This is a genomic window from Streptococcus sp. CCUG 71758 (assembly GCF_011714815.1).
GTDB classification, from domain to species: Bacteria; Bacillota; Bacilli; order Lactobacillales; family Streptococcaceae; genus Streptococcus; species Streptococcus halitosis.
Genome location: NZ_RXXO01000001.1, coordinates 669,757 through 696,703, shown reverse-complemented (window position 1 = coordinate 696,703; position 26,947 = coordinate 669,757). Strand labels below are relative to the sequence as shown.

At 41.8% G+C, this 26,947-nt stretch carries 25 protein-coding genes and 1 other annotated feature; of the genes, 24 read left to right on the top strand and 1 reads right to left on the bottom strand.

The genetic code is table 11. The features are described 5' to 3' along the window. Positions 1-14 precede the first annotated feature (14 nt). Positions 15-725, top strand: a complete 711-nt coding sequence (gene deoD / locus EKB01_RS03470) for a purine-nucleoside phosphorylase (protein WP_000022091.1) — start codon at positions 15-17, stop codon at positions 723-725. A 32-nt stretch (positions 726-757) separates the two neighbouring features. Here deoD and pavA read toward each other — a convergent pair whose 3' ends face one another. Beyond that, on the bottom strand, positions 758-2,413 hold the full coding sequence (gene pavA / locus EKB01_RS03465; RefSeq protein ID WP_167265685.1) for an Rqc2 family fibronectin-binding protein PavA: 1,656 nt from the start codon (positions 2,411-2,413) through the stop codon (positions 758-760). A 104-nt stretch (positions 2,414-2,517) separates the two neighbouring features. On the opposite strand from pavA, the gene ybeY reads away from it, so the two are divergent. The 23 genes from ybeY (at position 2,518) to dnaG (ending at position 26,946) form a co-directional block, all read left to right on the top strand. After that, positions 2,518-3,015, top strand: coding sequence for an rRNA maturation RNase YbeY (gene ybeY, locus EKB01_RS03460; RefSeq protein WP_000275169.1), 498 nt, complete (start codon positions 2,518-2,520; stop codon positions 3,013-3,015). Beyond that, entirely contained in the window at positions 2,996-3,391 is a 396-nt protein-coding gene (locus EKB01_RS03455; RefSeq protein ID WP_045616975.1) for a diacylglycerol kinase, read from the top strand. Before ybeY ends, EKB01_RS03455 begins: the two co-directional genes overlap by 20 nt. A 16-nt stretch (positions 3,392-3,407) precedes the next feature. Further along, entirely contained in the window at positions 3,408-4,307 is a 900-nt protein-coding gene (gene era, locus EKB01_RS03450; RefSeq protein WP_109289941.1) for a GTPase Era, read from the top strand. Positions 4,308-4,355: 48 nt separating this feature from the next. Beyond that, on the top strand, positions 4,356-5,180 hold the full coding sequence (gene mutM, locus EKB01_RS03445) for a DNA-formamidopyrimidine glycosylase (protein ID WP_167265683.1): 825 nt from the start codon (positions 4,356-4,358) through the stop codon (positions 5,178-5,180). Then, positions 5,180-5,785, top strand: a complete 606-nt coding sequence (coaE, locus tag EKB01_RS03440) for a dephospho-CoA kinase (RefSeq protein ID WP_167265681.1) — start codon at positions 5,180-5,182, stop codon at positions 5,783-5,785. Before mutM ends, coaE begins: the two co-directional genes overlap by 1 nt. Further along, positions 5,772-6,971 carry a multidrug efflux MFS transporter gene (locus EKB01_RS03435; protein ID WP_167265679.1) on the top strand — a complete coding sequence of 400 codons (1,200 nt, stop codon included), beginning with the start codon at positions 5,772-5,774 and terminating at the stop codon, positions 6,969-6,971. The genes coaE and EKB01_RS03435 overlap by 14 nt, the downstream gene beginning before the upstream one ends. After that, positions 6,971-7,120, top strand: coding sequence for a 50S ribosomal protein L33 (gene rpmG, locus EKB01_RS03430; RefSeq protein ID WP_167265677.1), 150 nt, complete (start codon positions 6,971-6,973; stop codon positions 7,118-7,120). Before EKB01_RS03435 ends, rpmG begins: the two co-directional genes overlap by 1 nt. Before the next feature lie 39 nt (positions 7,121-7,159). After that, complete coding sequence (secG, locus tag EKB01_RS03425; RefSeq protein ID WP_000282517.1) at positions 7,160-7,393, top strand: preprotein translocase subunit SecG; 234 nt, start codon at positions 7,160-7,162, stop codon at positions 7,391-7,393. Positions 7,394-7,487: 94 nt separating this feature from the next. Next, positions 7,488-9,839 carry a ribonuclease R gene (gene rnr / locus EKB01_RS03420; protein ID WP_167265675.1) on the top strand — a complete coding sequence of 784 codons (2,352 nt, stop codon included), beginning with the start codon at positions 7,488-7,490 and terminating at the stop codon, positions 9,837-9,839. Continuing rightward, entirely contained in the window at positions 9,802-10,269 is a 468-nt protein-coding gene (gene smpB / locus EKB01_RS03415) for an SsrA-binding protein SmpB (RefSeq protein ID WP_001051752.1), read from the top strand. The genes rnr and smpB overlap by 38 nt, the downstream gene beginning before the upstream one ends. A 14-nt stretch (positions 10,270-10,283) precedes the next feature. Next, entirely contained in the window at positions 10,284-11,144 is an 861-nt protein-coding gene (gene tehB, locus EKB01_RS03410) for an SAM-dependent methyltransferase TehB (protein ID WP_167265673.1), read from the top strand. A 177-nt stretch (positions 11,145-11,321) separates the two neighbouring features. Beyond that, positions 11,322-12,470, top strand: coding sequence for a DUF1887 family protein (locus EKB01_RS03405; protein ID WP_167265671.1), 1,149 nt, complete (start codon positions 11,322-11,324; stop codon positions 12,468-12,470). Positions 12,471-12,546: 76 nt separating this feature from the next. Next, the gene (locus EKB01_RS03400; protein ID WP_033584097.1) at positions 12,547-13,503 is read left to right on the top strand and encodes a competence protein CoiA family protein; all 957 of its coding nucleotides are present in this window, start codon (positions 12,547-12,549) and stop codon (positions 13,501-13,503) included. A gap of 18 nt (positions 13,504-13,521) precedes the next feature. Continuing rightward, positions 13,522-15,324 carry an oligoendopeptidase F gene (pepF, locus tag EKB01_RS03395; protein ID WP_033584098.1) on the top strand — a complete coding sequence of 601 codons (1,803 nt, stop codon included), beginning with the start codon at positions 13,522-13,524 and terminating at the stop codon, positions 15,322-15,324. Position 15,325: 1 nt separating this feature from the next. Beyond that, the gene (locus EKB01_RS03390) at positions 15,326-16,039 is read left to right on the top strand and encodes an O-methyltransferase (protein ID WP_167265669.1); all 714 of its coding nucleotides are present in this window, start codon (positions 15,326-15,328) and stop codon (positions 16,037-16,039) included. A gap of 67 nt (positions 16,040-16,106) precedes the next feature. Next, positions 16,107-17,048 carry a peptidylprolyl isomerase PrsA gene (prsA, locus tag EKB01_RS03385; RefSeq protein WP_000727164.1) on the top strand — a complete coding sequence of 314 codons (942 nt, stop codon included), beginning with the start codon at positions 16,107-16,109 and terminating at the stop codon, positions 17,046-17,048. A gap of 188 nt (positions 17,049-17,236) precedes the next feature. Next, positions 17,237-18,460: an FtsW/RodA/SpoVE family cell cycle protein gene (locus EKB01_RS03380; protein WP_000703349.1), complete on the top strand. Its 1,224-nt coding sequence runs from the start codon at positions 17,237-17,239 to the stop codon at positions 18,458-18,460. A 24-nt stretch (positions 18,461-18,484) separates the two neighbouring features. Further along, positions 18,485-21,181, top strand: coding sequence for a phosphoenolpyruvate carboxylase (ppc, locus tag EKB01_RS03375; protein WP_167265667.1), 2,697 nt, complete (start codon positions 18,485-18,487; stop codon positions 21,179-21,181). 96 nt (positions 21,182-21,277) lie between these two features. Further along, positions 21,278-21,493 (top strand) — a binding site (T-box leader). A gap of 116 nt (positions 21,494-21,609) precedes the next feature. After that, entirely contained in the window at positions 21,610-22,605 is a 996-nt protein-coding gene (gene trpX / locus EKB01_RS03370; RefSeq protein WP_000792183.1) for a tryptophan ABC transporter substrate-binding protein, read from the top strand. 65 nt (positions 22,606-22,670) lie between these two features. Continuing rightward, positions 22,671-23,537 (top strand): ABC transporter permease, encoded by an 867-nt coding sequence (locus EKB01_RS03365; protein ID WP_167265665.1) that lies wholly within the window; start codon positions 22,671-22,673, stop codon positions 23,535-23,537. Then, the gene (locus tag EKB01_RS03360) at positions 23,534-24,292 is read left to right on the top strand and encodes an ABC transporter ATP-binding protein (RefSeq protein WP_000125419.1); all 759 of its coding nucleotides are present in this window, start codon (positions 23,534-23,536) and stop codon (positions 24,290-24,292) included. Before EKB01_RS03365 ends, EKB01_RS03360 begins: the two co-directional genes overlap by 4 nt. Before the next feature lie 268 nt (positions 24,293-24,560). Next, a complete protein-coding gene (locus tag EKB01_RS03355; protein WP_000222726.1) occupies positions 24,561-24,992 on the top strand; it encodes a hypothetical protein in 432 nt (143 codons plus the stop codon). Positions 24,993-25,185: 193 nt separating this feature from the next. Next, positions 25,186-26,946 carry a DNA primase gene (gene dnaG, locus EKB01_RS03350; RefSeq protein ID WP_243830645.1) on the top strand — a complete coding sequence of 587 codons (1,761 nt, stop codon included), beginning with the start codon at positions 25,186-25,188 and terminating at the stop codon, positions 26,944-26,946. The last annotated feature ends 1 nt before the right edge of the window (position 26,947 follow it).

Sequence of the window (26,947 nt, the reverse complement as noted above, 5' to 3'; positions counted from 1 at the left end):
TGGTATCTTATATTATGTCTATCCATATTGCTGCTCAGCAGGGTGAAATTGCTGATAAAATTCTTCTTCCTGGGGATCCTCTTCGTGCGAAATTTATTGCGGAAAACTTCCTTGAAGATGCTGTTTGTTTTAATGAAGTGCGTAACATGTTTGGTTACACTGGTACTTACAAAGGGCACCGTGTATCGGTCATGGGAACTGGGATGGGGATGCCGTCCATTTCGATTTATGCGCGTGAGTTGATTGTGGACTATGGTGTAAAGAAATTGATCCGTGTGGGAACTGCGGGTTCATTAAATGAAGATGTTCATGTCCGTGAATTGGTCTTGGCGCAGGCGGCTGCAACCAACTCAAACATTATCCGCAACGACTGGCCACAGTATGATTTTCCACAAATCGCTAGTTTTGATTTGCTAGACAAGGCCTACCATATCGCCAAAGAACTTGGTATGACCACCCACGTTGGGAACGTTTTGTCATCAGATGTCTTTTACTCAAACTACTTTGAAAAGAATATCGAGCTTGGTAAATGGGGAGTCAAGGCTGTGGAAATGGAAGCAGCGGCTCTTTACTATCTTGCTGCCCAACACCACGTTGATGCACTTGCTATCATGACCATTTCTGATAGCTTGGTCAATCCAGATGAAGACACTACGGCAGAAGAACGCCAAAATACCTTCACTGATATGATGAAGGTTGGTTTGGAAACCTTGATTGCAGAGTAAAATGTAAAAGAAAATCCTGATTTCAAGTGGAATCAGGATTTTTTCATAGATGCGATTTTTTCTGGGTCTGGTGTAACGCGGAGGGTCTTTTGTCCTGTGTAGGTTACAAAACCGGGTTTGCCACCAGTTGGTTTATTGAGTTTTTTCACTTCAATCATATCTACCTGAACTAGATTTGACAAGCGCCCTTTGGAAAAGTAGGCCGCTAGTTCTGCCGCATCTGTTTTAACTTCATCAGATGGATCAAGATTTCCTGAGATGACGACGTGGCTTCCAGGAATGTCCTTGGCATGGAACCAAAGTTCCTCCTTGCGGGCCATTTTAAAGGTCAATTCCTCATTTTGCAGGTTGTTTCGTCCGACATAGATGATGGTCTTGCCATCGCTCGCCAGATACTGTTCTGGTTTTTTGCGTTTCTGAATTTTCTCGCGTTGGCGTCTTCTAATAAAGCCAGTTTGGATCAATTCTTCACGGATTTCAGCGATTTCCTCCAGCCCAGCTTGATTGAGAACAGTCTCGACACTTTCTAGATAAAGGATGGTAGCCTTGGTTTCTTCAATCAACTCAGTCAAGTATTTGACAGCTTCTTTGAGCTTCTGATAGCGTTTAAAGTAGCGTTGGGCATTCTGACTGGGAGTCAAAGCCTTATCAAGCGTGATAGTGATAGGCTGGTTGGTGTAGTAGTTGTCTAGGGTAACCTGGTCTTGGTCATTGGGAACTTGGTGGAGGAAGGTTGTCAGTAACTCTCCTTTTTGGCGAAACTCTTCTGCATTTTCAGTTGCCTCTAGTTCTTTTTCTTGTTTTTTGAGTTTGTGGCGATTTTTTTGCAATTCATTTTCAACACGGCGAATGAGTTCACTGGCTTGCTGTTTGACGCGATCGCGCTCTGCCTTATCTTTGTAGTAGGTATCTAGAAGATCAGAAAGACTGGCAAAAGGCTCTCCTATACGATTTGCAAAAGGAACTGGACTGAAGGAAGTTTCTGTTAAGCATGGCTTGGTTTCTTGACTGAAAAAGTTACGGAAAGTGGATAGTTTGTCACTGACCAATAAACTTTCCAATTCATTTGCTGTATCGCGTCCCAGACCTTGAAAGAGGTTTTGAAGATTTTTTGCTGTTAGTTCTTGGGTTTGTAGGATTTCAAAGAGCTTTTCATCCTTGATAGTAAAAGGATTGCGGGATTCGGTACTTGGGGGAGCGATATAGGTCGATCCGGGGAGCAAGGTGCGGTAGCTGTTTTGTGAAAAACCAACGTGTTTGATCACTTCGAGAATCTTATGACTACTTTTATCCACGAGGAGAATATTGCTGTGTTTGCCCATGATCTCGATAATGAGAGTCGCTTGGATATGATCTCCAATCTCGTTTTTATTGGAAACGGTGATTTCTACGATACGGTCATTTTCGATTTGTTCAATCGACTCAATCACGGCACCCTGTAAATACTTCCTCAAAACCATGATAAAAGTAGAAGGTTGGGCTGGATTTTCAAAAGTCGTTTGGGTCAGTTGGATGCGTCCAAAAACGGGATGAGCAGAGAGGAGCAAGTGATGGCTTTGGCGATTGCTGCGGATTTGCAAGACCAATTCTTGTTCAAAAGGTTGATTGATTTTCTGAATGCGACCATTGACTAACTCTCTTCGCAATTCCTCAATCATGTGGTGTAAAAAAAATCCGTCAAATGACATCGTTCTCTCCTTGTGATTGTATTCCATAGTATTATATCAAAAAGGTAGAATAAAATCATGGAAATATGGTATAATAAAGCCAAGTAAAGAGAATCGAGAAGTACATGTATATTGAAATGGTAGATGAAACTGGCCAAGTTTCACAAGAAATCTTGCAACAAACCCAAGAAATTTTGGAATTTGCAGCCCAAAAAATAGGAAAAGAAGACAAGGAGATGGCAGTTACTTTTGTGACCAATGAGCGTAGCCATGAACTCAACCTTGAGTACCGTGATACGGATCGTCCGACAGATGTCATTAGCCTTGAGTATAAGCCAGAGTTGGACATTGCCTTTGATGAAGAAGATCTGCTTGAAAACCCTGAATTAGCAGAAATGATGTCCGAGTTTGATGCCTATATTGGGGAACTGTTCATCTCTATCGATAAAGCGCATGAGCAGGCTGAGGAATACGGTCACAGCTTTGAGCGTGAAATGGGCTTCTTGGCAGTACACGGCTTTTTACACATTAACGGCTACGATCACTACACTCCTGAAGAAGAAGCGGAGATGTTCGGTTTACAAGAAGAAATTTTGACAGCCTATGGACTCACAAGACAATAAACGAAAATGGAAAAATCGTGACCTTGTATCCAGTTTAGAATTTGCCCTTACAGGAATTCTGACTGCTTTCAAGGAAGAACGCAATATGCGAAAACATGCAGTGACGGCTCTAGTAGTCATCCTTGCAGGTTTTGTTTTTCAGGTGTCACGCATTGAATGGCTCTTTCTCCTAATGAGCATTTTCTTGGTAGTAGCATTTGAAATTATTAACTCTGCTATTGAAAATGTGGTGGATCTGGCCAGTCACTATCACTTTTCTATGTTGGCGAAGAAAGCCAAGGACATGGCAGCTGGTGCCGTGCTTGTGGTTTCCCTTCTTGCTGCAGTGACAGGTGCACTTATCTTTCTCCCACGTATTTGGGATTTACTATTTTAAACAATAAGAGGAAATTATGACATTTAAATCAGGCTTTGTAGCCATTTTAGGACGTCCCAATGTTGGGAAGTCAACCTTTTTAAATCACGTCATGGGGCAAAAGATTGCCATTATGAGTGACAAGGCGCAGACAACGCGCAATAAAATCATGGGGATTTACACCACAGATAAGGAGCAAATCGTCTTTATCGACACACCAGGAATTCACAAGCCCAAAACAGCTCTTGGGGATTTCATGGTGGAATCTGCCTACAGCACCCTTCGTGAAGTAGACACTGTTCTATTCATGGTGCCAGCTGATGAGCCACGTGGTAAGGGCGACGATATGATTATCGAGCGTCTGAAAGCTGCCAAGGTTCCTGTGATTCTGGTGGTGAATAAGATTGACAAGGTCCATCCAGATCAGCTTTTGGCTCAGATTGATGACTTCCGTAATCAAATGGACTTTAAGGAAATTGTACCTATCTCAGCCCTTCAGGGAAATAACGTATCTCGTCTAATTGACATCCTCAGTGAAAATCTTGAGGAAGGGTTCCAGTATTTCCCAGCTGATCAAATCACAGACCACCCAGAGCGTTTCTTGGTTTCAGAGATGATTCGTGAGAAAGTCTTGCACCTAACGCGTGAAGAAATCCCTCACTCAGTTGCAGTAGTGATTGACTCTATGAAGCGTGATGAGGAGACCGACAAGGTTCATATCCGGGCAACCATAATGGTCGAGCGTGATAGTCAAAAAGGTATTATCATTGGTAAAGGTGGCGCTATGCTCAAGAAAATTGGGACCATGGCCCGTCGTGATATCGAACTCATGCTAGGGGACAAGGTTTTCCTAGAAACTTGGGTCAAGGTCAAGAAAAACTGGCGTGATAAAAAACTAGATTTGGCTGACTTTGGCTATAATGAAAAAGAATACTAAGTAGAGGTGGGCTCATGCCTGCTTCTTGTTTTTACAGAAGGAGGACTTATGCCTGAATTACCTGAGGTTGAAACGGTTCGTCGTGGCTTAGAAAAATTGATCTTGGGAAAGAAGATTTCTAATATTGAGATTGCTTATCCCAAGATGATTAAGACAGATTTGGACGAGTTTCGAAAGGAAGTGCCTGGTCAAGTAATTGAGTCCATGGGGCGTCGTGGAAAATATTTGCTTTTTTTCCTGACAGACAAGGTCTTGATTTCCCATTTGCGGATGGAGGGCAAGTATTTCTACTATCCGGATCAGGTTCCTGAACGTAAACACGCCCATGTTTTCATTGAGTTCGAAGATGGTGGTACGCTTGTTTATGAGGATGTACGCAAGTTTGGCACCATGGAACTGCTGGCCCTCGACCTATTGGAAGCCTACTTTGTTTCTAAAAAATTAGGGCCTGAACCAAGAGAGAAGGACTTTGATTTGCTGCCCTTCCAAGCCGCCCTAGCCAAATCTAAAAAGCCTATCAAATCCCACCTCCTAGACCAAACCTTGGTAGCTGGCCTTGGCAATATCTATGTGGATGAGGTCCTCTGGCGAGCACAGGTCCATCCAGCAAGACCTTCGCAGACTTTGACAGCAGACGAAACCTCAGCTATACATGACCAGACTATTGCTGTTTTGGGACAGGCAGTCGAAAAGGGCGGTTCCACCATTCGGACCTATACCAATGCCTTTGGGGAAGACGGAACCATGCAGGACTTCCATCAGGTCTATGATAAGACTGGACAAGCATGTTCCCGCTGTGGGACAGTGATTGAGAAATTCCAGCTCGGTGGACGAGGAACTCATTTTTGTCCTCAGTGTCAAAGGAGGGGCTGATGGGGAAAATCATCGGAATCACAGGAGGCATCGCCTCTGGTAAGTCAACTGTGACAAATTTTCTGAGACAGCAAGGCTTTCAAGTGATTGATGCCGACGCAGTTGTCCACCAACTACAAAAACCTGGTGGTCGTCTTTATCAGGTCTTAGTTCAGCATTTTGGACAGGAAATTCTCTTAGAAAATGGAGAACTCAATCGTCCTCTTCTAGCTAGTCTCATCTTTTCAAATCCTGAGGAGCAGGAATGGTCTAAGCAAACCCAAGGAGAGATTATTCGTGAGGAACTAGCAGCATTGCGAGATAAGTTAGTTCAGACAGAATCGATTTTTTTCATGGATATTCCCCTGCTTTTTGAGCAAGACTATGCCAACTGGTTTGATGAAACTTGGTTGATCTATGTGGATCGAGATGTTCAGGTGGAACGTTTCATGAAACGGGATCAACTTTCTAAGGAATCAGCTGAAGACCGTCTGGCAACTCAGTGGTCTTTAGAAGAAAAGAAAAAACTAGCGAGTTATATACTAGATAATAATGGCAGTCGTGATCAGCTTGTGAGTCAAGTAGTGAAGTTACTTGAAGGAGGCGATAGTTGTGCAAGAGATTAGTTGGAAAGATAATCTTCGTGTCGCCTGGTTTGGTAGTTTTCTAACGGGAACCAGTATATCCTTAGTCGTTCCTTTCATGCCTATCTTTGTAGAGCAGTTGGGAATTGAAAGGGATCAAGTTGCTTTTTATGCTGGTTTAGCCATCTCAGTTTCGGCTGTTTCAGCAGCTTTGATTTCCCCTATCTGGGGTATTCTTGCTGACAAGTACGGTCGAAAACCCATGATGGTTCGAGCTGGCCTTGCCATGACCATTACTATGGGAGGTTTGGCCTTTGTTCCGAATATCTATTGGTTAATCTTTCTTAGATTATTAAATGGTGTATTTACTGGTTTTGTTCCCAATGCGACGGCCTTGATTGCTAGTCAGGTACCTAAAGATAAGTCGGGCTATGCTTTGGGAACTTTATCAACTGGAGTAGTAGCTGGAACCCTAACGGGCCCCTTTGTGGGGGGCTTGATTGCTGAAATTTTTGGTATCCGCAATGTTTTTTTATTGGTAGGTGGCTTCTTGTTTTTAGCCGCAATCTTAACCATTTTCTTTATCAAGGAAGATTTTCAGCCAGTAGCTAAGGAGAAGGCAATACCAACAAAAGAGTTGTTTAGTTCTATTAAACACTCTCATCTTTTGATTAATTTGTTTTTAACCAGCTTTGTCATTCAATTTTCAGCTCAATCAATTGGTCCTATCCTGGCTCTCTATGTGCGGGACTTAGGGCGGACTGAAAATCTCCTCTTTGTATCTGGTTTGATAGTATCGAGTATGGGATTTTCTAGCATGATGAGTGCTGGAGTGATGGGAAAACTAGGAGATAAGGTGGGAAATCATAGACTTTTAGTCGCAGCACAGATGTATTCAGTCATCATCTACCTTCTTTGTGCCCATGCGACCAGCCCCATTCAACTTGGCTTGTATCGTTTTCTATTTGGTTTGGGAACGGGTGCTCTGATACCAGGTGTTAATGCATTGCTTAGTAAGATGACTCCCAAAGCAGGCATTTCAAGGATTTTTGCCTTTAACCAAGTCTTTTTCTACCTTGGGGGTGTTGTTGGTCCCATGACTGGTTCAGCAGTCGCGGGGCAATTTGGCTACCACTCTGTTTTTTATGCGACAGCAGCCTGTGTGGCTTTCAGTTGTTTATTTAACTTAGTTCAATTTAGATCATTATTAAAAGTAAAGGAAATCTAGTGCGAGTAAAAATCAATCTCAAGTGCTCCTCTTGTGGCAGCATAAATTATATAACCAGTAAGAACTCCAAAACTCATCCAGACAAGATTGAGGTTTTAAAGTATTGTCCCAAGGAAAGAAAAGTAACCCTACATCTTGAATCTAAGTAGAATTTATGGTAAAATAATAGGGATTTTAAGGAGTTTGATATGTACAACCTATTATTAACCATTTTATTAGTATTATCTGTTGTGATTGTGATTGCGATTTTCATGCAACCAACTAAGAACCAATCCAGCAATGTATTTGATGCCAGCTCAGGTGATTTGTTTGAACGTAGTAAGGCGCGTGGTTTTGAAGCTGTGATGCAACGTTTGACAGGTATTTTAGTCTTTTTCTGGCTAGCCATTGCCTTAGCATTGACGGTATTATCAAGTAGATAAGAAATGGGCGAGACTAGGTCTTAGCCTATTTTTATTTTTAATGACACTTAGAAAGTTATCAGTCAAAAAAATTATAAAAATCTAGAAAGAAAACATGAAAGATAAAATTAAAGAATATTTGCAAGAGAAGGGGCGAGTGACGGTCAATGACCTAGCTCATGCTCTCGGAAAAGATGGATCTAAGGATTTCCGTGAGTTGATTAAAACCCTGTCTCTGATGGAAAGAAAGCATCAGATTCGTTTTGAAGATGATGGTAGTTTATGTCTGGACCAAAAGAAGAAACATGAAATCACCCTCAAAGGGATTTTTCATGCCCATAAAAACGGCTTTGGCTTTGTTAGTCTAGAAGGGGAAGAGGACGACCTTTTTGTAGGAAAAAACGATGTCAATTATGCCATTGATGGAGATACCGTTGAGGTCGTTATCAAGAAAGTTGCTGATCGTAATAAGGGAACAGCTGCCGAAGCCAAAATTATTGATATCTTAGAACACAGTTTGACAACCGTTGTCGGTCAAATCGTTCTGGATCAGGAAAAGCCCAAGTATGCGGGTTACATTCGTTCAAAAAATCAAAAAATCAGCCAACCCATCTATGTTAAGAAACCAGCTATCAAGTTGGAAGGGACAGAGGTTCTCAAGGTCTTTATCGACAAATACCCAAGTAAGAAACACGATTTCTTTGTCGCTAGTGTGCTGGACGTGGTGGGACACTCGACTGATGCTGGGATTGATGTCCTTGAAGTCTTGGAGTCCATGGATATTGTTTCAGAATTTCCAGAGGCTGTTTTAAAAGAAGCAGAAAGTGTGCCTGATGCTCCCACAGAAAAGGATATGGAAGGGCGTCTTGATTTGAGAGATGAGCTTACATTTACTATTGACGGTGCGGATGCCAAGGACTTGGACGACGCAGTTCACATCAAGCCTTTGAAAAATGGCAATATCGAACTCGGAGTTCACATCGCGGATGTTTCCTACTATGTGACTGAGGGTTCTGCTCTTGACAAGGAAGCCCTTAACCGCGCGACGTCTGTCTATGTGACAGACCGAGTGGTTCCAATGCTTCCAGAGCGTTTGTCAAATGGCATCTGCTCTCTCAATCCTCAAGTCGATCGCTTGACCCAGTCTGCTATTATGGAGATTGATAAACATGGTCGTGTGGTCAATTACACCATTACCCAAACAGTTATCAAGACTAGCTTCCGTATGACCTATAGCGCTGTCAATGACATCCTAGCTGGCGATGAGGAAAAGAGACAAGAGTTTAAGAAAATTGTTCCTAGTATCGAGCTCATGGCTAAGCTTCATGAAAGGCTAGAAGGCATGCGTGAGAAACGTGGAGCTCTCAATTTTGATACCAGTGAAGCTAAGATCTTAGTGGATAAAAAAGGTAAGCCTGTGGATATCGTTCTTCGCCAACGTGGCATTGCTGAGCGCATGATTGAATCCTTTATGTTGATAGCCAACGAAACAGTTGCTGAGCACTTTAGCAAGTTGGATCTACCTTTTATCTATCGGATTCATGAGGAGCCCAAGGCTGAAAAAGTTCAGAAGTTTATTGATTACGCTTCGAGCTTTGGCTTGCGAATTTATGGGACTGCCAGTGAGATGAGCCAGGAGGCCCTCCAAGATATCATGCGTGCTGTTGAGGGAGAGCCCTATGCGGATGTATTGTCCATGATGCTTCTCCGTTCTATGCAACAGGCTCGCTATTCTGAGCACAATCACGGTCACTATGGCCTAGCTGCTAACTATTATACTCACTTTACCAGTCCGATTCGCCGTTATCCAGACCTACTAGTCCATCGGATGATTCGTGACTATGGGCGTTCCAAGGAGATAGCAGAGCATTTTGAGCAAGTGATTCCAGAGATTGCGACCCAGTCTTCCAACCGTGAGCGTCGTGCCATCGAGGCTGAGCGTGAAGTCGAAGCCATGAAAAAGGCTGAGTACATGGAAGAATACGTGGGCGAAGAGTACGATGCTGTTGTATCCAGTATCGTCAAGTTCGGTCTCTTTGTCGAATTGCCAAATACAGTTGAAGGTTTGATTCACGTCACCAATTTGCCTGAATTTTATCATTTCAACGAGCGTGACTTGACTCTTCGTGGAGAGAAATCGGGTACAACCTTCCGTGTGGGACAGCAGATTCGCATTCGTGTTGAAAGAGCGGATAAGATGACAGGTGAGATTGATTTCTCCTATATCCCAAGTGAGTTTGATGTCATCGAAAAAGGCTTGAAACAAGTTGGTCGCAAAGAAAGAGGGAAATCTTCCAACCGTCGTTCAGACAAAAAAGAGGACAAGAGAAGACAAGGACGTCCTAGCGACAAACGCAAGTCTTCATCAAAAGACAAGAAAAAGGGTAAGAAACCATTTTACAAAGAAGTAGCTAAGAAAGGAGCCAAACATGGCAAAGGGCGAGGGAAAGGTCGTCGCACAAAATAAAAAAGCGCGTCATGACTATACAATCGTAGATACGCTAGAGGCAGGAATGGTGCTGACAGGAACGGAAATCAAGAGTGTACGAGCTGCACGTATCAATCTCAAGGACGGCTTTGCCCAAGTAAAAAATGGGGAGGTCTGGTTGAGCAATGTTCATATCGCTCCTTACGAAGAGGGAAATATCTGGAATCAAGAACCTGAACGCCGTCGCAAACTCCTGCTCCATAAGAAGCAAATTCAAAAATTGGAACAAGAAACCAAAGGGACTGGAATGACCCTAGTTCCCCTCAAAGTCTATCTCAAAGATGGCTATGCCAAACTCCTTTTAGGCCTTGCCAAAGGGAAACATGACTATGACAAACGGGAGTCAATCAAGCGACGTGAACAAAACCGCGACATCGCGCGTGTTATGAAAGCTGTCAACCAGCGTTAAGAAGAGGAAGTAAAATGGAAAAACTAATTGCCTATAAACGAATGCCCTTGTGGAATAAACAGACCATGCCAGAAATTGTCCAGCAGAAGCACAATACTAAGGTAGGGACATGGGGGAAAATCACCGTTTTGAAAGGGACTCTTAAGTTTATTGAGTTGACGGAGGATAGTGAGGTTCTAGCTGAGCACTTCTTTGAGGCAGGAGCTGACAATCCTATGGCACAACCGCAAGCCTGGCACCGAGTAGAGGCCGCAACAGACGATGTAGAATGGTACTTGGAATTTTATTGTAAACCTGAGGATTATTTCCCTAAGAAATACCAGACCAATCCAGTCCATTCAGAGGTCCTAGAAGCCATGCAAACGGTGAAACCAGGAAGAGCCTTGGATTTGGGTTGTGGTCAAGGCCGTAACTCTCTCTTCTTAGCACAACAAGGTTTTGATGTGACAGCTGTGGATCAAAATGAACTATCGCTTGAAATCTTGCAAAGCATTGTAGAGCAAGAGGATCTAGACATGCCTGTAGGGCTTTATGATATTAATTCAGCCAGCATTAGCCAAGTCTATGATTTCATCGTTTCAACAGTTGTTCTTATGTTTCTTCAAGCGGACCGTATTCCAGCTATTATCCAAAATATGCAGGAGCAAACTAGTGTTGGGGGCTACAACCTCATCGTCTGTGCCATGGACACGGAGGATTATCCTTGCTCGGTTAACTTCCCATTCACCTTTAAAGAAGGGGAATTAGCTGACTACTACAAGGAGTGGGAGTTGGTCAAGTACAATGAAAATCCAGGACATCTGCACCGTCGTGATGAAAATGGCAATCGCATTCAACTCCGATTTGCGACCATGCTAGCCAAGAAAATCAAGTAAATTAAATCTTTACAAACGAATAGAAATCACTTTGCAAGGTTTCTATTCGTTTTTATTTGCGGCCTTAGATTGGGGCAAGCAGGATTTTATGCTATACTAGAAGTAGGAAATATTAGTAGTAGAGTTGTATTACTGTTACTCTCAGTTCAAGAAAGTGTAGATGATGGAGGTGATCCCATGGCGAATCTTTTGGTGGAACTGTATGATCGGCATGTATTGGAAAAGAATGTCTACCAAGCCTTCGTCAGTGATTGTGATGAGATTCTCTTCCTATCTTTGACGAAAATAAGCAATAACGATAAACTTTCACTGCGCCACTTTATCACGGATGAAGTCCCCCATATCCAGCGTGTGACCTTTCGTCAGCTATCTTTAGAACAACTAGAGTACCAGTTAGATTATTGCCTAGCAGGCTATGACCAGGTTCTTCTTGATGTTTTTGGCGGAGATTCACTACTAGCCTTATCTCTCTATCAATATGGCTTGGATCGCCACCTCCCCATCGTTGCCATGGATGTTGAACGAGGAAAACAATACAAGTGGGTAGCTGGCCAGTTGGAAAAAGAAGGTTTGGACATTCCAACCCTAAGCATCCAACAGTTGATAGCCTTGCGTGGTGGAAAAATGCTTAAATCAAAACGTCCTATCCACTCAGTTGAGCAAATTGCGGCCATTAAAAAACTAGCCAGCTCGGCTATTTCCAATCCCGCCCACTGGTATCAAGTAACCCAATTTTTCTCTCTAGCTAAGACCAATGACCTGCATGCGGAAACCGAAAAGATGCTGGAAAACAACGGCAAGTATTACCTCTATCCAGAAACCGTCATCCCCTTACTAGTGGAAGCGGGGATGCTTCGTATTGAAAGTGAGGACAAGGAGCGAGTAGCTTACAGTTTTCCAAGTCAAGAAGCTCAGGTCTTTTGTCGCAACAAGGGGCATATTTTAGAGGTATATCTCTATCTCTTGGCGCTTGAATCTCAGCTGTTTGATGAGTGCATGATAGGCGGTGAGATTGATTGGAATGGCATCTTTCCAGAGGCGGACAATGTTCAAAATGAGATTGATGTCATTCTGAGAAAGGGACGCTCGATTACCTTTATCTCTTGCAAGATGACAGATTTATCAGTCGAAGCCATCAATGAACTAGAAGTCTACGCCAATCATTTTGCTGGGGAGAGTTGCCTCAAGTTAATTGTCTGTACGGGGAAAATCAATCCCGTTTATGCCAATCGTTGTCAGGAATACGGGGTGCTGGTCATTAGAAGTGAGCAGATTCCCAATCTCATTCCCATGCTAAAAAAATATTCTAAGAGACAAAAAAGATAAGAAATAATATCATGAAAGACTGGGAATCCAGTCTTTTTTGCTTCTTTTTCGAATAAATGAGAAAAGGAGGTAGATCATGTTTGTAGCCAGAGATGCCAAGGGGAATTTGGTGAATGCCCTTGAAAAAGATGTGACCAAGCAAGCTTATACCTGCCCCGCCTGTGGGGGCGGACTACGATTACGCCAAGGACAGAGTATTCGAACGCATTTTGCTCATGAAAGGTTAAGAGATTGTATTGCCATTTTTGAAAATGAAAGTCCAGAACACTTAGGCAACAAAGAGGCCCTTTATTACTGGGCCAAGAAGGACAATCAGGTCGCCTTAGAATATAGTTTGCCCGAGATCCAGCAGGTTGCGGATGTTCTCGTCAATGAGAAATTAGCTCTGGAGGTTCAGTGCAGTCCCTTGTCTCAAAAGCTTTTAGGCGATAGAAGTCAAGGATACCGCAGCCAGGGCTATCAGGTTATCTGGCTACTGGGAGAAAAACTCTGGTTAAAAGAGCGGTTAACACAACTGCAAAGAGGATTCCTCTATATTAGTCAAAATATGGGTTTCTATGTTTGGGAACTGGATCTCAAAAAGCAAGTTTTGAGACTCAAATATCTTTTGCATCAGGATCTACGTGGCAAGCTTCATTTTCAGGTCAAGGAATTTCCCTATGGCCAAGGAAATCTCTTGGAAATTCTACGATTTCCTTATCAAAAACAAAAACTGCCTCGTTTTGCAGTTGTGCAAGATTCCACTATCTGTCACTACATTCGCCAGCAGTTGTACTATCAAACGCCCTACTGGATGAAGAAGCAGGAGGAAGCTTATTATCAAGGAGACAATCTATTAAACCATCAACTAGACGACTGGTATCCTCAAGTCAAGCCGATAGAATCAGGTGATTTTTTGCAGATTGAAACGGATTTGACTAGCTATTATAGAAATTTTCAGGCTTACTATCAAAAAAATCCGAAAAATAATCGCCAAAAGCTCTATCCGCCAGCCTTTTATCGCTTATATTTCTCAAAAAATGTGGTAAAATAGAAAGGATGGAGGAATCTTATGGTATTACAACGACATGAAATAAATGAAAAAGATACATGGGATCTTTCAACAATCTACCCAACAGACCAGGCTTGGGAAGAAGCCTTGAAAGATTTAACTGAAAAAGTACAAACAGCATCTCAGTATGAAGGGCATCTCTTGGATAGTGCAGACAGTTTGCTTGAGATTACAGAATTCTCACTTGACTTGGAACGCCAAGTTGAAAAGCTTTATGTCTATGCGCATATGAAAAATGATCAGGACACGCGTGAAGCCAAGTATCAAGAGTACTATGCTAAGGCAATGACCCTGTACAGTCAGTTAGAACAAGCCTTTTCATTCTATGAACCTGAGTTTATGGAGGTTAGCGAAAAGCAGTATGCTGCCTTCCTAGAAGCTCAACCAAAACTCCAAGTTTACAAGCACTTTTTTGACAAGCTCTTGCAAAAGAAAGATCATGTTCTTTCACAACGTGAGGAAGAATTGCTTGCTGGAGCAGGAGAAATCTTTGGCGCTGCTAGTGAAACCTTTGCTATTTTGGATAATGCGGATATTAGCTTCCCATACGTTCTTGATGACGAAGGCAATGAAGTACAACTCTCACACGGTACTTACATCCGTTTGATGGAGTCTAAAAACCGTGAAGTGCGTCGTGGTGCCTATGAAGCCCTTTATGCGACATACGAGCAATTCCAACATACTTACGCTAAGACTTTGCAGACAAATGTTAAGGTGCAAAACTACCGAGCAAAAGTTCGCAACTATAAGAGTGCTCGCCATGCAGCCCTCGCAGCAAACTTTGTTCCAGAAAGTGTCTATGACAATCTAGTAGCAGCAGTTCGCAAGCATTTGCCACTCTTGCATCGTTACCTAGAACTTCGTTCTAAAATCTTGGGTATTTCTGATCTCAAGATGTACGATGTCTACACACCACTGTCTTCAGTAGAATACAGCTTTACCTATCAAGAAGCCTTGAAAAAGGCAGAAGAAGCCTTGGCAGTTTTAGGTGACGACTACTTGAGCCGTGTCAAACGTGCCTTCAGTGAGCGTTGGATTGATGTTTATGAAAACCAAGGCAAGCGTTCTGGTGCCTACTCTGGTGGTTCTTATGATACCAATGCCTTCATGCTTCTCAACTGGCAGGACAATCTAGACAATCTCTTTACCCTTGTCCATGAAACAGGTCACAGTATGCACTCAAGCTATACTCGTGAAACCCAGCCTTATGTTTACGGGGATTACTCTATCTTCTTGGCGGAGATTGCCTCAACCACAAACGAAAATATCTTGACAGAGAAATTGTTGGAAGAAGTGGAAGACGACGCAACTCGCTTTGCTATTCTCAATAACTTCCTAGACGGTTTCCGTGGAACAGTCTTCCGTCAAACTCAATTCGCTGAGTTTGAACATGCTATCCACCAAGCAGACCAAAATGGAGAAGTCTTGACAAGTGATTTCCTCAATAAACTCTACGCTGACTTGAACCAAGAGTACTATGGACTCAGCAAGGAAGACAATCCTCAGATCCAATACGAGTGGGCTCGAATCCCACACTTCTACTATAATTACTATGTTTATCAATATTCAACAGGTTTTGCAGCTGCTTCAGCCTTGGCTGAGAAGATTGTCCATGGTAGTCAAGAAGACCGTGACCGCTATATCGACTACCTCAAGGCAGGTAAGTCTGACTATCCGCTCAATGTTATGAGAAAAGCGGGTGTGGATATGGAAAAAGAAGACTATCTTAACGATGCCTTTGCAGTCTTTGAACGTCGCTTAAACGAGTTTGAAGCCCTTGTTGAAAAATTGGGACTAGCTTAAGATGGTAGAGTCTTATAGTAAAAATGCCAATCACAATATGCGACGTCCCGTCGTCAAGAAAGAAATCGTTGAACTCATGCGCCAGCGTCAAAAGCAGGTGACTGGTTCTTTGAAAGAATTGGAGATCTTCGCTCGCAAGGAAAATATCCCAATCATTCCCCATGAAACAGTTGCCTACTTTCGATTTCTCATGGAGACCATACAGCCCAAGAACATTTTGGAAATTGGGACAGCTATTGGATTTTCAGCACTCTTGATGGCGGAGCATGCGCCAGATGCTAAGATTACAACCATTGACCGTAATCCTGAGATGATAGGCTTTGCCAAGGAAAACTTTGCCCAGTTTGACAGTCGTAAGCAAATCACTCTTTTAGAGGGAGATGCCGTCGATGTTTTATCTACTCTGACAGAAACTTATGACTTTGTCTTTATGGATTCGGCTAAGTCCAAGTACATCGTCTTTCTGCCTGAAATCCTTAAACGACTTGAAGTTGGTGGAGTGGTTGTCTTGGATGATATTTTTCAAGGGGGTGATGTTGCCAAGGACATCATGGAAGTCCGCCGTGGTCAACGAACCATTTATCGTGGTTTGCAAAGACTTTTCGACGCAACTTTGGACAATCCAGGTCTAACAGCAACTCTAGTTCCTCTTGGTGATGGCATTCTCATGCTACGAAAGAACGTAGCAGATGTACAGCTACCTGATGATAAATGATTTTCAGAAAAATTTAAGAAATTATAGTAAAATAGATAAAGTAACACTTACCGTAAAAGGAGTAAACATGAAGAAAAAAATTATGGCAGGAGCCATCACACTTTTATCAGTAGCAACACTTGCAGCTTGTTCAAACAGTTCTGAAGGAAAAGATTTGATCAGCATGAAGGGCGATGTGATTACAGAGCATCAGTTCTTTGAAGAAGTAAAGAACAATCCAACTGCACAACAAGTCTTGCTCAATATGACTATCCAAAAAGTATTTGAACAACAATATGGATCAGAGGTAACGGATAAAGATGTGGATGATGCCGTTGCTGAAGAACAAAAGAAATACGGCGATAGCTACAACAGCGTGCTTCAACGTGCAGGTATGACACCTGAGACTCGTAAAGCTCAAATCCGTACCAGCAAATTGGTTGAATTAGCGGTTAAGAAGGCTGCTGAGAGTGAGTTGACAGACGAAGCCTACCAAAAGGCTTTTGAGTCTTATACACCAGATGTAACAGCTCAAATCATCCGTATGGATAATGAAGACAAGGCAAAAGAAGTGCTTGAAAAAGCCAAAGCAGAAGGTGCAGATTTTGCTCAGTTGGCAAAAGACAACTCTAACGATGACAAAACAAAAGAAAATGGTGGAGAAATCACTTTTGACTCTGCTTCAACAGAACTTCCAGAACAAGTCAAAAAAGCAGCCTTTGCCTTGGATGTGAACGGTGTTTCTGATGTGATTACGGCTACTGGAACACAAGCCTACAGCAATCAATTCTACATCGTTAAAGTAACGAAGAAGACAGAAAAATCTTCTAACTTAGAGGATTACAAAGAAAAATTGAAGACCATCATTTTGACTCAAAAACAAAATGATTCAGCCTTTGTTCAAGGAGTAATTGGTAAAGAATTGCAAGCAGCAAACATCAAGGTCAAAGATCAAGCCTTCCAAAACATCTTCACCCAATACATTGGTGGTGGTGACTCAAGCTCAAGCAGTAGCTCTTCATCTAACTAAGCAATGAAAATACAAATCTCATTTGAGGTTTGTATTTTTTATGCTTGAAGACAAAAAATAGGTAAAATTCGAAGGATTAAAGGATAATAGTTTTTTTCTTTCTGAAAAAGTGGTATAATAACAATCAAAACTAGAAAATAAAACGGAATTAGGGACAACCACCTCTGTTCCTATTAGAGTGGTGAAATATGAAAATTAGTAAAAGGCACCTACTAAACTATTCCATTTTGATTCCTTATTTTCTTCTGTCAATTTTGGGGTTGATTGTAGTTTACTCGACAACGAGTGCAACCCTAATTGAAGAAGGAAAAAGCGCTTTTCAATTGGTACGTAACCAGGGGATTTTCTGGGTGGCTAGTTTAGTTTTGATTGCCTTAATCTATAAATTAAAATTAGGTTTCCTGAGAAATGGACGTCTCATTTTTATCGTGATGATTGTGGAGATGGTTCTTTTAGCCCTAGCGCGTCTGGTCGGAACACCCGTCAATGGAGCATACGGATGGATTTCTGTAGGACCTGTAACGATTCAGCCGGCTGAATACCTTAAGATTATCATCATCTGGTACTTGGCACATCGTTTTTCAAAACAGCAAGATGAGATTGCAGTTTATGATTTCCAGGTGTTGACCCAAAATCAATGGCTACCTCGAGCTTTTAACGATTGGCGTTTTGTTCTGCTGGTTCTGATTGGTAGCTTGGGGATTTTCCCCGACTTGGGAAATGCGACCATCTTGGTTTTGGTAGCGCTCATTATGTACACCGTTAGTGGAATTGCCTATCGTTGGTTCTCGACCATTCTAGCTCTCTTGGCAGGGAGTTCAATTTTAGTATTGTCTGTCATTCGTCTCGTTGGGGTTGAAAAATTTTCTCAGATACCGGTATTTGGTTACGTTGCTAAACGTTTTAGTGCCTTCTTTAATCCCTTTAATGACTTGGCAGGTGCAGGACATCAGCTTGCAAATTCCTACTATGCCATGGTAAATGGTGGCTGGTTCGGACTGGGCTTGGGAAATTCGATCGAGAAGCGTGGTTATCTGCCAGAAGCCCATACGGATTTCGTGTTTTCGATTGTTATCGAAGAGTTTGGATTCGTAGGAGCGAGTATGATTTTGGCTTTACTCTTCTTCTTAATTTTGCGAATCATCTTGGTTGGTATTCGAGCTAAGGATCCCTTTAACTCCATGGTTGCTATCGGTGTCGGAGGGATGATTCTTGTTCAGATCTTTGTCAATATCGGTGGGATTTCTGGTTTGATTCCTTCTACAGGGGTAACCTTCCCCTTCCTTTCACAAGGTGGGAACAGTCTCCTGGTATTATCCGTAGCCATTGCCCTTGTATTAAATATCGATGCCAGCGAGAAACGTGCTAAACTCATTAGAGAATACGAATCTCAAACTGTTGAAGGTCTGTAAGGATTGTATGGAAAGGAAAAATATATGTCTCTTCAGAAATTAGAAAACTATAGTAATAAAGCCGTCATCCAAGAAGAAGTCTTGATTTTGACAGAGCTGCTAGAAGATATCACAAAAAATATGCTAGCGCCAGAGACCTTTGAAAAAATCATGCAGTTGAAGGAATTATCAACAAATGAAAACTATCAAGGGCTCAATGAACTGGTGACTAGCCTTTCCAATGAAGAAATGATTTACATTTCTCGTTATTTCTCTATCCTTCCACTCTTGATTAATATATCTGAGGATGTGGACTTAGCCTATAAAATTAACCACCAGAACAATGTGGACCAAGACTATCTAGGGAAATTGTCTACAACCATAAAGATGGTAGCTGAAAAAGAAAATGCAGCTGAAATTTTAGAAAAGTTAAATGTCGTTCCTGTCTTAACCGCCCATCCAACGCAAGTACAACGCAAGAGTATGCTGGACTTGACCAACCATATCCATACGCTCTTGCGTAAGTACCGTGATGTCAAACTAGGCTTGATTAATAAAGAAAAATGGAACATGGATCTCCGTCGTTACATTGAAATTATCATGCAAACAGACATGATTCGTGAGAAGAAGTTGAAAGTAACTAACGAAATCACCAACGTGATGGAGTACTATCAAAGTTCATTCCTGAATGCTGTTCCGCGTTTGACGGCTGAATATAAGAAACTAGCTAAAGAACAAGGAATTGAGCTCCAACATCCAAAACCAATTACTATGGGGATGTGGATTGGAGGAGACCGTGATGGAAATCCTTTCGTAACAGCGGAAACCCTCAATAAATCAGCTTTGACTCAGTGCGAAGTCATCATGAACTACTACGATGAAAAGATTTATAATCTTTATCGTGAATTTTCACTGTCAACCAGTATTGTGAATGTCAGTGATAAAGTTCGTGAGATGGCGCTGAAGTCACAAGATAACTCCATTTACCGTGAAAAAGAACTCTATCGTCGTGCTCTTTTTGATATCCAAGCTAAGATGCAGGCAACAAAGGCTTATTTGATAGATGATAAGGATCTTCAACCTAGATATGCCATTGCGGATGAATTCTATCAAGATTTGTTGGCCATTCGAGATTCTCTCCTTGAGAACAAAGGAGAATACCTGATTTCAGGAGAATTTGTTGAACTGATGCAAGCCGTTGAAATCTTTGGCTTCTACCTTGCTTCTATCGATATGCGCCAAGACTCTAGTGTTCATGAAGCCTGTGTGGCTGAATTGTTAGCATCTGCCGGCATCAACGACCATTATAGCGATCTCTCTGAAGATGAAAAATGTGCCCTACTCTTAAAAGAGTTGGAAGAAGATCCTCGTATCCTCTCAGCTACTCATGCTGAAAAGTCAGAACTGCTTGAGAAAGAATTGTCTATCTTCAAAACTGCTCGTAAGTTGAAGGATAAACTGGGTGAAAATGTCATTCGCCAAACCATCATCTCTCACGCGACAAGTGTATCTGATATGCTAGAATTAGCCATTATGCTCAAGGAAGTCGGCTTGGTGGATGCTCAAAAAGCGCGCGTTCAGATTGTTCCCCTCTTTGAAACGATTGAAGATTTGGATCACTCGGAAGAAACCATGAGAAGATATTTCTCTCTTCCATTGGCTAAAAAATGGATTGCTTCAAAAGACAACTACCAAGAAATCATGCTTGGCTACTCCGATAGTAATAAAGACGGTGGTTATTTATCATCATGTTGGACTCTCTATAAAGCACAACAACAACTGACTGCTATCGGGGATGAATTTGGCGTTAAAGTTACCTTCTTCCATGGACGTGGTGGTACTGTAGGTCGTGGTGGTGGTCCAACTTATGAAGCCATCACATCTCAACCGCTCAAGTCTATCAAGGACCGTATCCGTCTGACTGAGCAAGGAGAAGTCATTGGAAACAAATACGGAAACAAAGACGCTGCCTACTATAATCTTGAAATGTTGGTTTCTGCAGCCATTAACCGTATGATTACCAAGAAGAAGAGCGATACCAACACGTCAAATCGTTATGAAGCTGTTATGGATCAAGTGGTGGACCGTAGCTACGATATCTACCGTGATTTGGTCTTTGGAAATGAACATTTCTATGACTATTTCTTCGAGTCAAGCCCAATCAAGGCTATTTCAAGCTTCAATATTGGTTCGCGTCCAGCAGCTCGTAAGACCATCACTGAAATCGGTGGTCTACGTGCCATTCCTTGGGTCTTCTCATGGTCACAAAGTCGTGTCATGTTCCCTGGATGGTATGGTGTGGGATCCAGCTTTAAAGAGTTTATAGATCAAGATCCAAAGAATATCGAGTTTCTTCGAGACATGTACCAAAACTGGCCTTTCTTCCAATCTTTGCTTTCCAATGTAGATATGGTCTTATCTAAGTCTAACATGAACATTGCTTTTGAATATGCTAAGCTCTGTGAAGACGAAGAAGTACAAGCTATCTACTACACTATTTTAGATGAATGGCAGTTGACTAAGGACGTTATTTTAGCTATCGAAGGCTATGACGAACTCTTGGCAGAAAACTCTTACCTAAAAGACAGCCTAAACTACCGTATGCCTTACTTTAATATCCTTAACTACATCCAGTTGGAATTGATTAAACGTCAACGTCGCGGTGAATTGTCAGCAGACGAAGAAAAACTGATCCATACAACTATCAATGGAATTGCAACCGGTTTGCGTAATTCAGGCTGATATTCTACAAACTTCCTCTTTTTTCAAGGGGAAGTTTTTGAATTGTTTAAAAAATTCTAAAAATAATCTTGACAAGTAGTTGAAAAATGATATAATTTAAACATTCAGAAAGTAATCATGCTCATTTTTAAGAGAGTCTGTGGTTGGTGGAAGCAGATAGATGAAAGTGATGAAATTGGGCTGAATCTTATTAAGAATTTGAAATCATAAAAATTCGGTGAGCACACCTTACAGTGCAACTCGTTATTGCGAGAAAGAGCGATAGGGATATTCCCTATAATTGAGGTGGTACCGCGCATCGACGTCCTCACACAAGTTTTTTGTGTGAGGATTTTTTTATGGGAGGAAAGATTATGAAATTTAAACGATGGCGTCGCTTGTTTTGAGTGAAAAGAGTATTATACAAGTGATTTAAAAGGAGAAAGAATATGAAAAATAAACGTTTGATTGGAATTGTCGCTGGATTAGCAGTATTGGTAGTGGCTAGCTTGATTTATTCATCAATGAACAAGCCAGCAGCTAAGGAAGAGCAAAAGGTCGCTAAGGTTGGTGTCCTTCAATTTGTTAGTCACCCATCCTTGGACTTAATTTACCAAGGGATTCAAGATGGACTAGCTGAAGAAGGCTATAAAGACGATCAAGTAAAAATCGACTTTATGAACTCTGAAGGTGATCAGAGCAAGGTTGCAACCATGAGCAAACAATTGGTGGCAAATGGAAACGACGTTGTTGTTGGGATTGCGACACCAGCTGCTCAAGGACTCGCTAGTGCTACAAAAGACCTACCTGTTATCATGGCTGCTATTACAGACCCAATCGGTGCTAACTTGGTCAAAGATTTGAAAAAACCAGGTGGCAACATTACAGGGGTGTCAGATCATAACCCAGCTGAACAGCAAGTGGAATTGATTAAAACTTTGACACCAAATGTCAAAACAATCGGCGCTCTTTACTCAAGTAGCGAAGATAACTCAAAAACACAGGTAGAAGAATTCAAGGCTTATGCTGAAAAAGCAGGTTTGACAGTCGAAACATTTGCTGTTCCATCAACAAATGAAATTGCTTCAACAGTCAATGTTATGACCAGCAAGGTCGATGCGATTTGGGTTCCAATTGACAACACTATTGCATCCGCATTTTCAACAGTTGTTTCAAGCAACCAAACAGCTAAAAAGCCAATCTATCCAAGTGCCACTGCCATGGTAGAAGCAGGTGGACTAGCATCTGTAGTAGTTGACCAACACGATCTTGGTGTGGCTACTGGTAAGATGATTGCTAAAGTTTTGAAGGGTGAAAAACCAGCTGATACGCCAGTTAATGTCTTTTCAACTGGTAAGTCAGTGATTAATAAAAAACTAGCGCAGGAACTTGGTATCACCATTCCTGAGTCCGTTCTAAAAGAAGCAGGACAAGTGATTGAATAAAGATAAAGGAGGAGCTGGACACATCTCCTCCCATTTTTACTAAAGAAAGAAATGAGTGAAAGATTATGATAGTATCCATTATTTCTCAGGGGATGGTCTGGGCGATTTTAGGTTTGGGAATCTTTATGACTTTTCGAATTTTGAATTTTCCAGATATGACTACTGAAGGTTCTTTTCCTCTTGGGGGAGCAGTAGCTGTAACCTTGATAACACAGGGAGTCAACCCGTTTTTAGCAACCTTAGCTGCAGTAGGAGCGGGCTGTCTAGCTGGAATGGCGACAGGTCTCTTATATACTAAAGGGAAAATCCCAACCCTCTTATCAGGGATTTTGGTCATGACTTCCTGCCATTCCATCATGCTCATGATTATGGGACGCGCCAATCTGGGGCTTCTTGGAACCAAGCAAATTCAGGATGTCTTGCCTTTCGATTCGGATCTCAATCAACTCCTGACTGGATTAATCTTTGTAGCTTTTGTTATTGGTCTCATGCTCTTTTTCCTTGATACCAAACTAGGTCAGGCCTACATCGCTACAGGTGACAATCCCGATATGGCTCGTAGCTTTGGTATCAATACGGGACGTATGGAACTCATGGGCCTGGTTCTCTCAAATGGGATTATCGCGCTTGCAGGAGCCTTAATTGCTCAACAAGAAGGATATGCAGATGTTTCTCGAGGAATCGGTGTGATTGTCGTAGGGCTTGCCAGCTTGATTATTGGTGAGGTATTGTTCAAGAGTTTGACCTTGGCAGAGCGTCTCATGACCATTGTCGTAGGCTCTATTGCTTATCAGTTCCTCGTTTGGGGAGTGATTGCTCTTGGGTTTAATACAAGTTATCTTCGTTTGTACAGTGCCTTGATTTTGGCAGTTTGCCTTATGATTCCAACCTTCAAAAGCAAATACCTGAAAGGAGTCAAGTTTAGCAAATGACAGCAATTGTAGAATTAAAAAATGCTACCAAAGTCATCACGAATGGCTTTGATGAGGAAAAAATCATTCTGAATGATGTTTCTCTTGAAATTTTCGAACATGATTTCATTACTATTCTAGGTGGAAATGGAGCAGGGAAGTCAACGCTTTTTAACACTATTGCAGGTACCTTACCTTTAACAAGTGGAAGTATTCGTATCATGGGTGAGGACGTGACGCATTTTTCACCTGAAAAGCGGGCTAAGTATTTGTCTCGTGTCTTTCAGGATCCTAAGATGGGTACGGCTCCCCGTATGACAGTGGCGGAAAATCTCTTAATTGCCAAGTTTCGTGGTGAGAAGAGAGGACTCCTGCCTAGAAGGCTTTCAAGCCATAGGGAAGAGTTTCAGGCTACCATTGAAAAAGTGGGAAATGGTCTTGAAAAGCATCTAGATACTCCGATTGAGTTTCTATCAGGTGGACAACGTCAGGCCTTGAGTCTCTTGATGGCAACCTTGAAGCGACCAGAGTTGCTCTTGTTGGATGAACACACAGCAGCTCTTGACCCAAAAACAAGTGTGGCCTTGATGGAATTAACAGATGACTTTGTCAGCAAGGATCATCTGACAGCCTTGATGATTACTCACCATATGGAAGATGCACTGAAGTATGGAAATCGTCTGATAGTCATGAAGGAAGGCCGAATCATCCAAGACCTCAATAAAGAAGAAAAAGCTAAGATGAAAATTTCAGACTACTATCAACTGTTTGAATAGGAGACGGCAGGAACTTCCTGAGACTATATAAAATCAAAACTTAGAAGCACGCAGATGTTTCTAGTTTTTTTAGTGACATAATTAGATCGATTGGTGCACTTGTCCAAGTTGCTTCATTTTATAGTATAATAAGTATCAACATGGAGTATAAATACAAGATTATTCCTAGCCTTTTAAGAAAATATCAAAATCAAGGATATCTAGGATAATAATAAGTCATTCAAAGTGAAAAAAATTCAATAAAACATATTGTTTATGGAGGTAAAAAATGACTTACACACAAGAAGACTTTCAGGAATGGATTTTCCAGATTGAATTTAAAATGGATTATTTTACTAAGGATTTTGCCCAAGAGCAAAATTTAATCTTGGACTATAGCATGCAGTCCTTGGATGATTTGGAGGCTTGGATTTTGGCTCATTACGAAAATCACCATGTCTTGATAGAGGATAAAAAACTCTTGGATTATTTAACAGTCTATATCGGAGAAACCTTCCGCAAGCACTTAGGTGGCAAGTGGTTCATTGACCTAAAGAATAAAAAGAATGCTTATTATTCCATGCCTGTGTTGGTTGATCCTTCCTATCGAGGAGAAGTATATATAGCACCCATGACTTTTGCAACGGCTTGTATCAGCAGAAAAGATGGACAATATATTAGCAGAATACTGAAAAATAATCTTCAAGAACAAGTAAAATAAAAGTAACTTATGAGCAATCTTACAAGAAAATAAAAGGATAAGTTGGAGGAGTTAAGGAGAAGACTCCCGATAACATGATAACAGTGAGTTTTTATGAAATATAAGTAGGGAAAGCGTATGAAATGGTTTACTTTTTTTCAGAAATAAGCTATACTAGTTAACGTAAAACTATGATAACATGGAGGTATTGTGTATGGTTGACAAGCAAGTTATTGAAGAAATCAAAAACAATACCAACATTGTGGAAGTCATAGGCGACGTGATTTCTTTACAAAAGGCTGGACGGAACTATTTAGGGCTCTGTCCTTTTCATGGTGAGAAGACCCCCTCTTTCAACGTTGTGGAAGACAAGCAGTTTTATCATTGCTTCGGCTGTGGTCGTTCAGGAGATGTTTTTAAGTTCATCGAAGAATACCAAGGTGTGTCCTTTATGGAAGCCGTTCAGCTCTTAGGGGAGCGCGTCGGTATTCAACTAGCCATGCCTGTCCAGTCTCGTCCTCAACAAGCTTCTCCCCATCAAGCTCTATATGATATGCATGAAGAAGCTGCTCGTTTTTACCATGCAATTCTCATGACGACCAAGATGGGAGAAGAAGCAAGGGCTTATCTATATAAGCGAGGGTTGACAGACGATGTTCTGAAGCACTTCCAAATTGGACTGGCTCCAGCAGAGAGAACTTATCTCTACCAACGTTTGGCTGACAAGTTTGAGGAAAAAGATTTATTGGATTCGGGCTTGTTTTACCTGTCAGATGGCAATCAATTTTATGATACCTTTTTCGGACGGATCATCTTTCCTTTGACCAATGACAAGGGGCAGGTTATTGCCTTTTCAGGTCGTATCTGGCAAGAAACGGATAGTCAGACTGCTAAGTATAAAAATAGTCGCTCGACTGCAATTTTTAACAAGAGTTACGAATTGTATCATTTGGACAAGGCAAAAAAGGGAACAGGTAAGATCACAGAGCTCTATCTGATGGAAGGCTTCATGGATGTAATCGCAGCCTACCGTGCTGGTATAGAAAATGCTGTAGCTTCCATGGGAACAGCCTTAAGCAAGGAGCATGTTGACCACCTCAAACGCTTTACCAAAAAAATTGTTCTCAGCTATGATGGCGACAAGGCAGGACAGGCAGCAACAGCCAAGGCACTAGAGGAGTTAAAAGACTTTTCAGTGGAAGTTGTTCGAGTACCTGATGCTATGGACCCAGATGAGTATTTGCAAAAGAATTCTGCTGAAGACCTGGCTTACCTTTTAACCAAGACTCGGATTAGCCCTATAGAGTTCTATATTTACCAGCTCAAGCCAGAAAATAGTGATAACTTGCAGGCGCAAATCGAGTTCATTGAAAAGATTGCACCCCTAATCGCCAAAGAAAAGTCTATCACTGCCCAGAATTCTTATATCCATATTCTGGCGGATAATCTACCTTCTTTTGATTACCAGCAGGTGGAACAGATAGTAAATGAAAGTCGCATTGTTCAAAGGCAGGAAAGAGTCAAAGAGGAGCAACCTCCAGCAGCGATTAGTTTACCTGTAACGCGGCAACTGACAGCAGTCATGAGAGCAGAGGCTCATCTCCTCTATAGGATGGCTGAGAATCCAGTTGTTTTGAATGACTATCGATTAAGAGAAGATTTTTTCTTTGATACCCCAGAATTTCAGATTCTTTACGAATTATTAAGTGAGCAAGGAGAAATCGGCTCAGAGGAGCTTTCTCATCAGACGCCTGAAGTTGAAAATGCCTGGTACCACGTGCTTAGTCTGGATTTGCCAGCTGAGATGTCGCCTCAGGAGCTCGTGGAAGTCGAAGCGACTCGAAACCGTGCCCTCCTCAGCAAGGACAACTTAAGAATTAAAAAGAAAGTGCAGGAAGCTAGTCATGTAGGAGATACAGACACAGCCTTGGAAGAATTGCAACGATTGATTTCCCAAAAGAGAAGAATGGAGTAAT

Excerpts from the sequence above, each read along its gene's own strand:
- tehB (WP_167265673.1), top strand. The coding sequence starts at position 10,284 with ATGGAAAAACTAATTGCCTATAAACGAATGCCCTTGTGGAATAAACAG.
- trpX (WP_000792183.1), top strand. The coding sequence starts at position 21,610 with ATGAAAAATAAACGTTTGATTGGAATTGTCGCTGGATTAGCAGTATTG.
- ppc (WP_167265667.1), top strand. The coding sequence starts at position 18,485 with ATGTCTCTTCAGAAATTAGAAAACTATAGTAATAAAGCCGTCATCCAA.
- secG (WP_000282517.1), top strand. The coding sequence starts at position 7,160 with ATGTACAACCTATTATTAACCATTTTATTAGTATTATCTGTTGTGATT.
- EKB01_RS03455 (WP_045616975.1), top strand. The coding sequence starts at position 2,996 with ATGGACTCACAAGACAATAAACGAAAATGGAAAAATCGTGACCTTGTA.
- rnr (WP_167265675.1), top strand. The coding sequence starts at position 7,488 with ATGAAAGATAAAATTAAAGAATATTTGCAAGAGAAGGGGCGAGTGACG.
- ybeY (WP_000275169.1), top strand. The coding sequence starts at position 2,518 with ATGTATATTGAAATGGTAGATGAAACTGGCCAAGTTTCACAAGAAATC.
- EKB01_RS03365 (WP_167265665.1), top strand. The coding sequence starts at position 22,671 with ATGATAGTATCCATTATTTCTCAGGGGATGGTCTGGGCGATTTTAGGT.
- smpB (WP_001051752.1), top strand. The coding sequence starts at position 9,802 with ATGGCAAAGGGCGAGGGAAAGGTCGTCGCACAAAATAAAAAAGCGCGT.
- EKB01_RS03380 (WP_000703349.1), top strand. The coding sequence starts at position 17,237 with ATGAAAATTAGTAAAAGGCACCTACTAAACTATTCCATTTTGATTCCT.
- EKB01_RS03355 (WP_000222726.1), top strand. The coding sequence starts at position 24,561 with ATGACTTACACACAAGAAGACTTTCAGGAATGGATTTTCCAGATTGAA.
- coaE (WP_167265681.1), top strand. The coding sequence starts at position 5,180 with ATGGGGAAAATCATCGGAATCACAGGAGGCATCGCCTCTGGTAAGTCA.
- dnaG (WP_243830645.1), top strand. The coding sequence starts at position 25,186 with ATGGTTGACAAGCAAGTTATTGAAGAAATCAAAAACAATACCAACATT.
- prsA (WP_000727164.1), top strand. The coding sequence starts at position 16,107 with ATGAAGAAAAAAATTATGGCAGGAGCCATCACACTTTTATCAGTAGCA.
- EKB01_RS03390 (WP_167265669.1), top strand. The coding sequence starts at position 15,326 with ATGGTAGAGTCTTATAGTAAAAATGCCAATCACAATATGCGACGTCCC.
- mutM (WP_167265683.1), top strand. The coding sequence starts at position 4,356 with ATGCCTGAATTACCTGAGGTTGAAACGGTTCGTCGTGGCTTAGAAAAA.
- pepF (WP_033584098.1), top strand. The coding sequence starts at position 13,522 with ATGGTATTACAACGACATGAAATAAATGAAAAAGATACATGGGATCTT.
- era (WP_109289941.1), top strand. The coding sequence starts at position 3,408 with ATGACATTTAAATCAGGCTTTGTAGCCATTTTAGGACGTCCCAATGTT.
- pavA (WP_167265685.1), bottom strand. The coding sequence starts at position 2,413 with ATGTCATTTGACGGATTTTTTTTACACCACATGATTGAGGAATTGCGA.
- EKB01_RS03405 (WP_167265671.1), top strand. The coding sequence starts at position 11,322 with ATGGCGAATCTTTTGGTGGAACTGTATGATCGGCATGTATTGGAAAAG.
- EKB01_RS03400 (WP_033584097.1), top strand. The coding sequence starts at position 12,547 with ATGTTTGTAGCCAGAGATGCCAAGGGGAATTTGGTGAATGCCCTTGAA.
- deoD (WP_000022091.1), top strand. The coding sequence starts at position 15 with ATGTCTATCCATATTGCTGCTCAGCAGGGTGAAATTGCTGATAAAATT.
- EKB01_RS03360 (WP_000125419.1), top strand. The coding sequence starts at position 23,534 with ATGACAGCAATTGTAGAATTAAAAAATGCTACCAAAGTCATCACGAAT.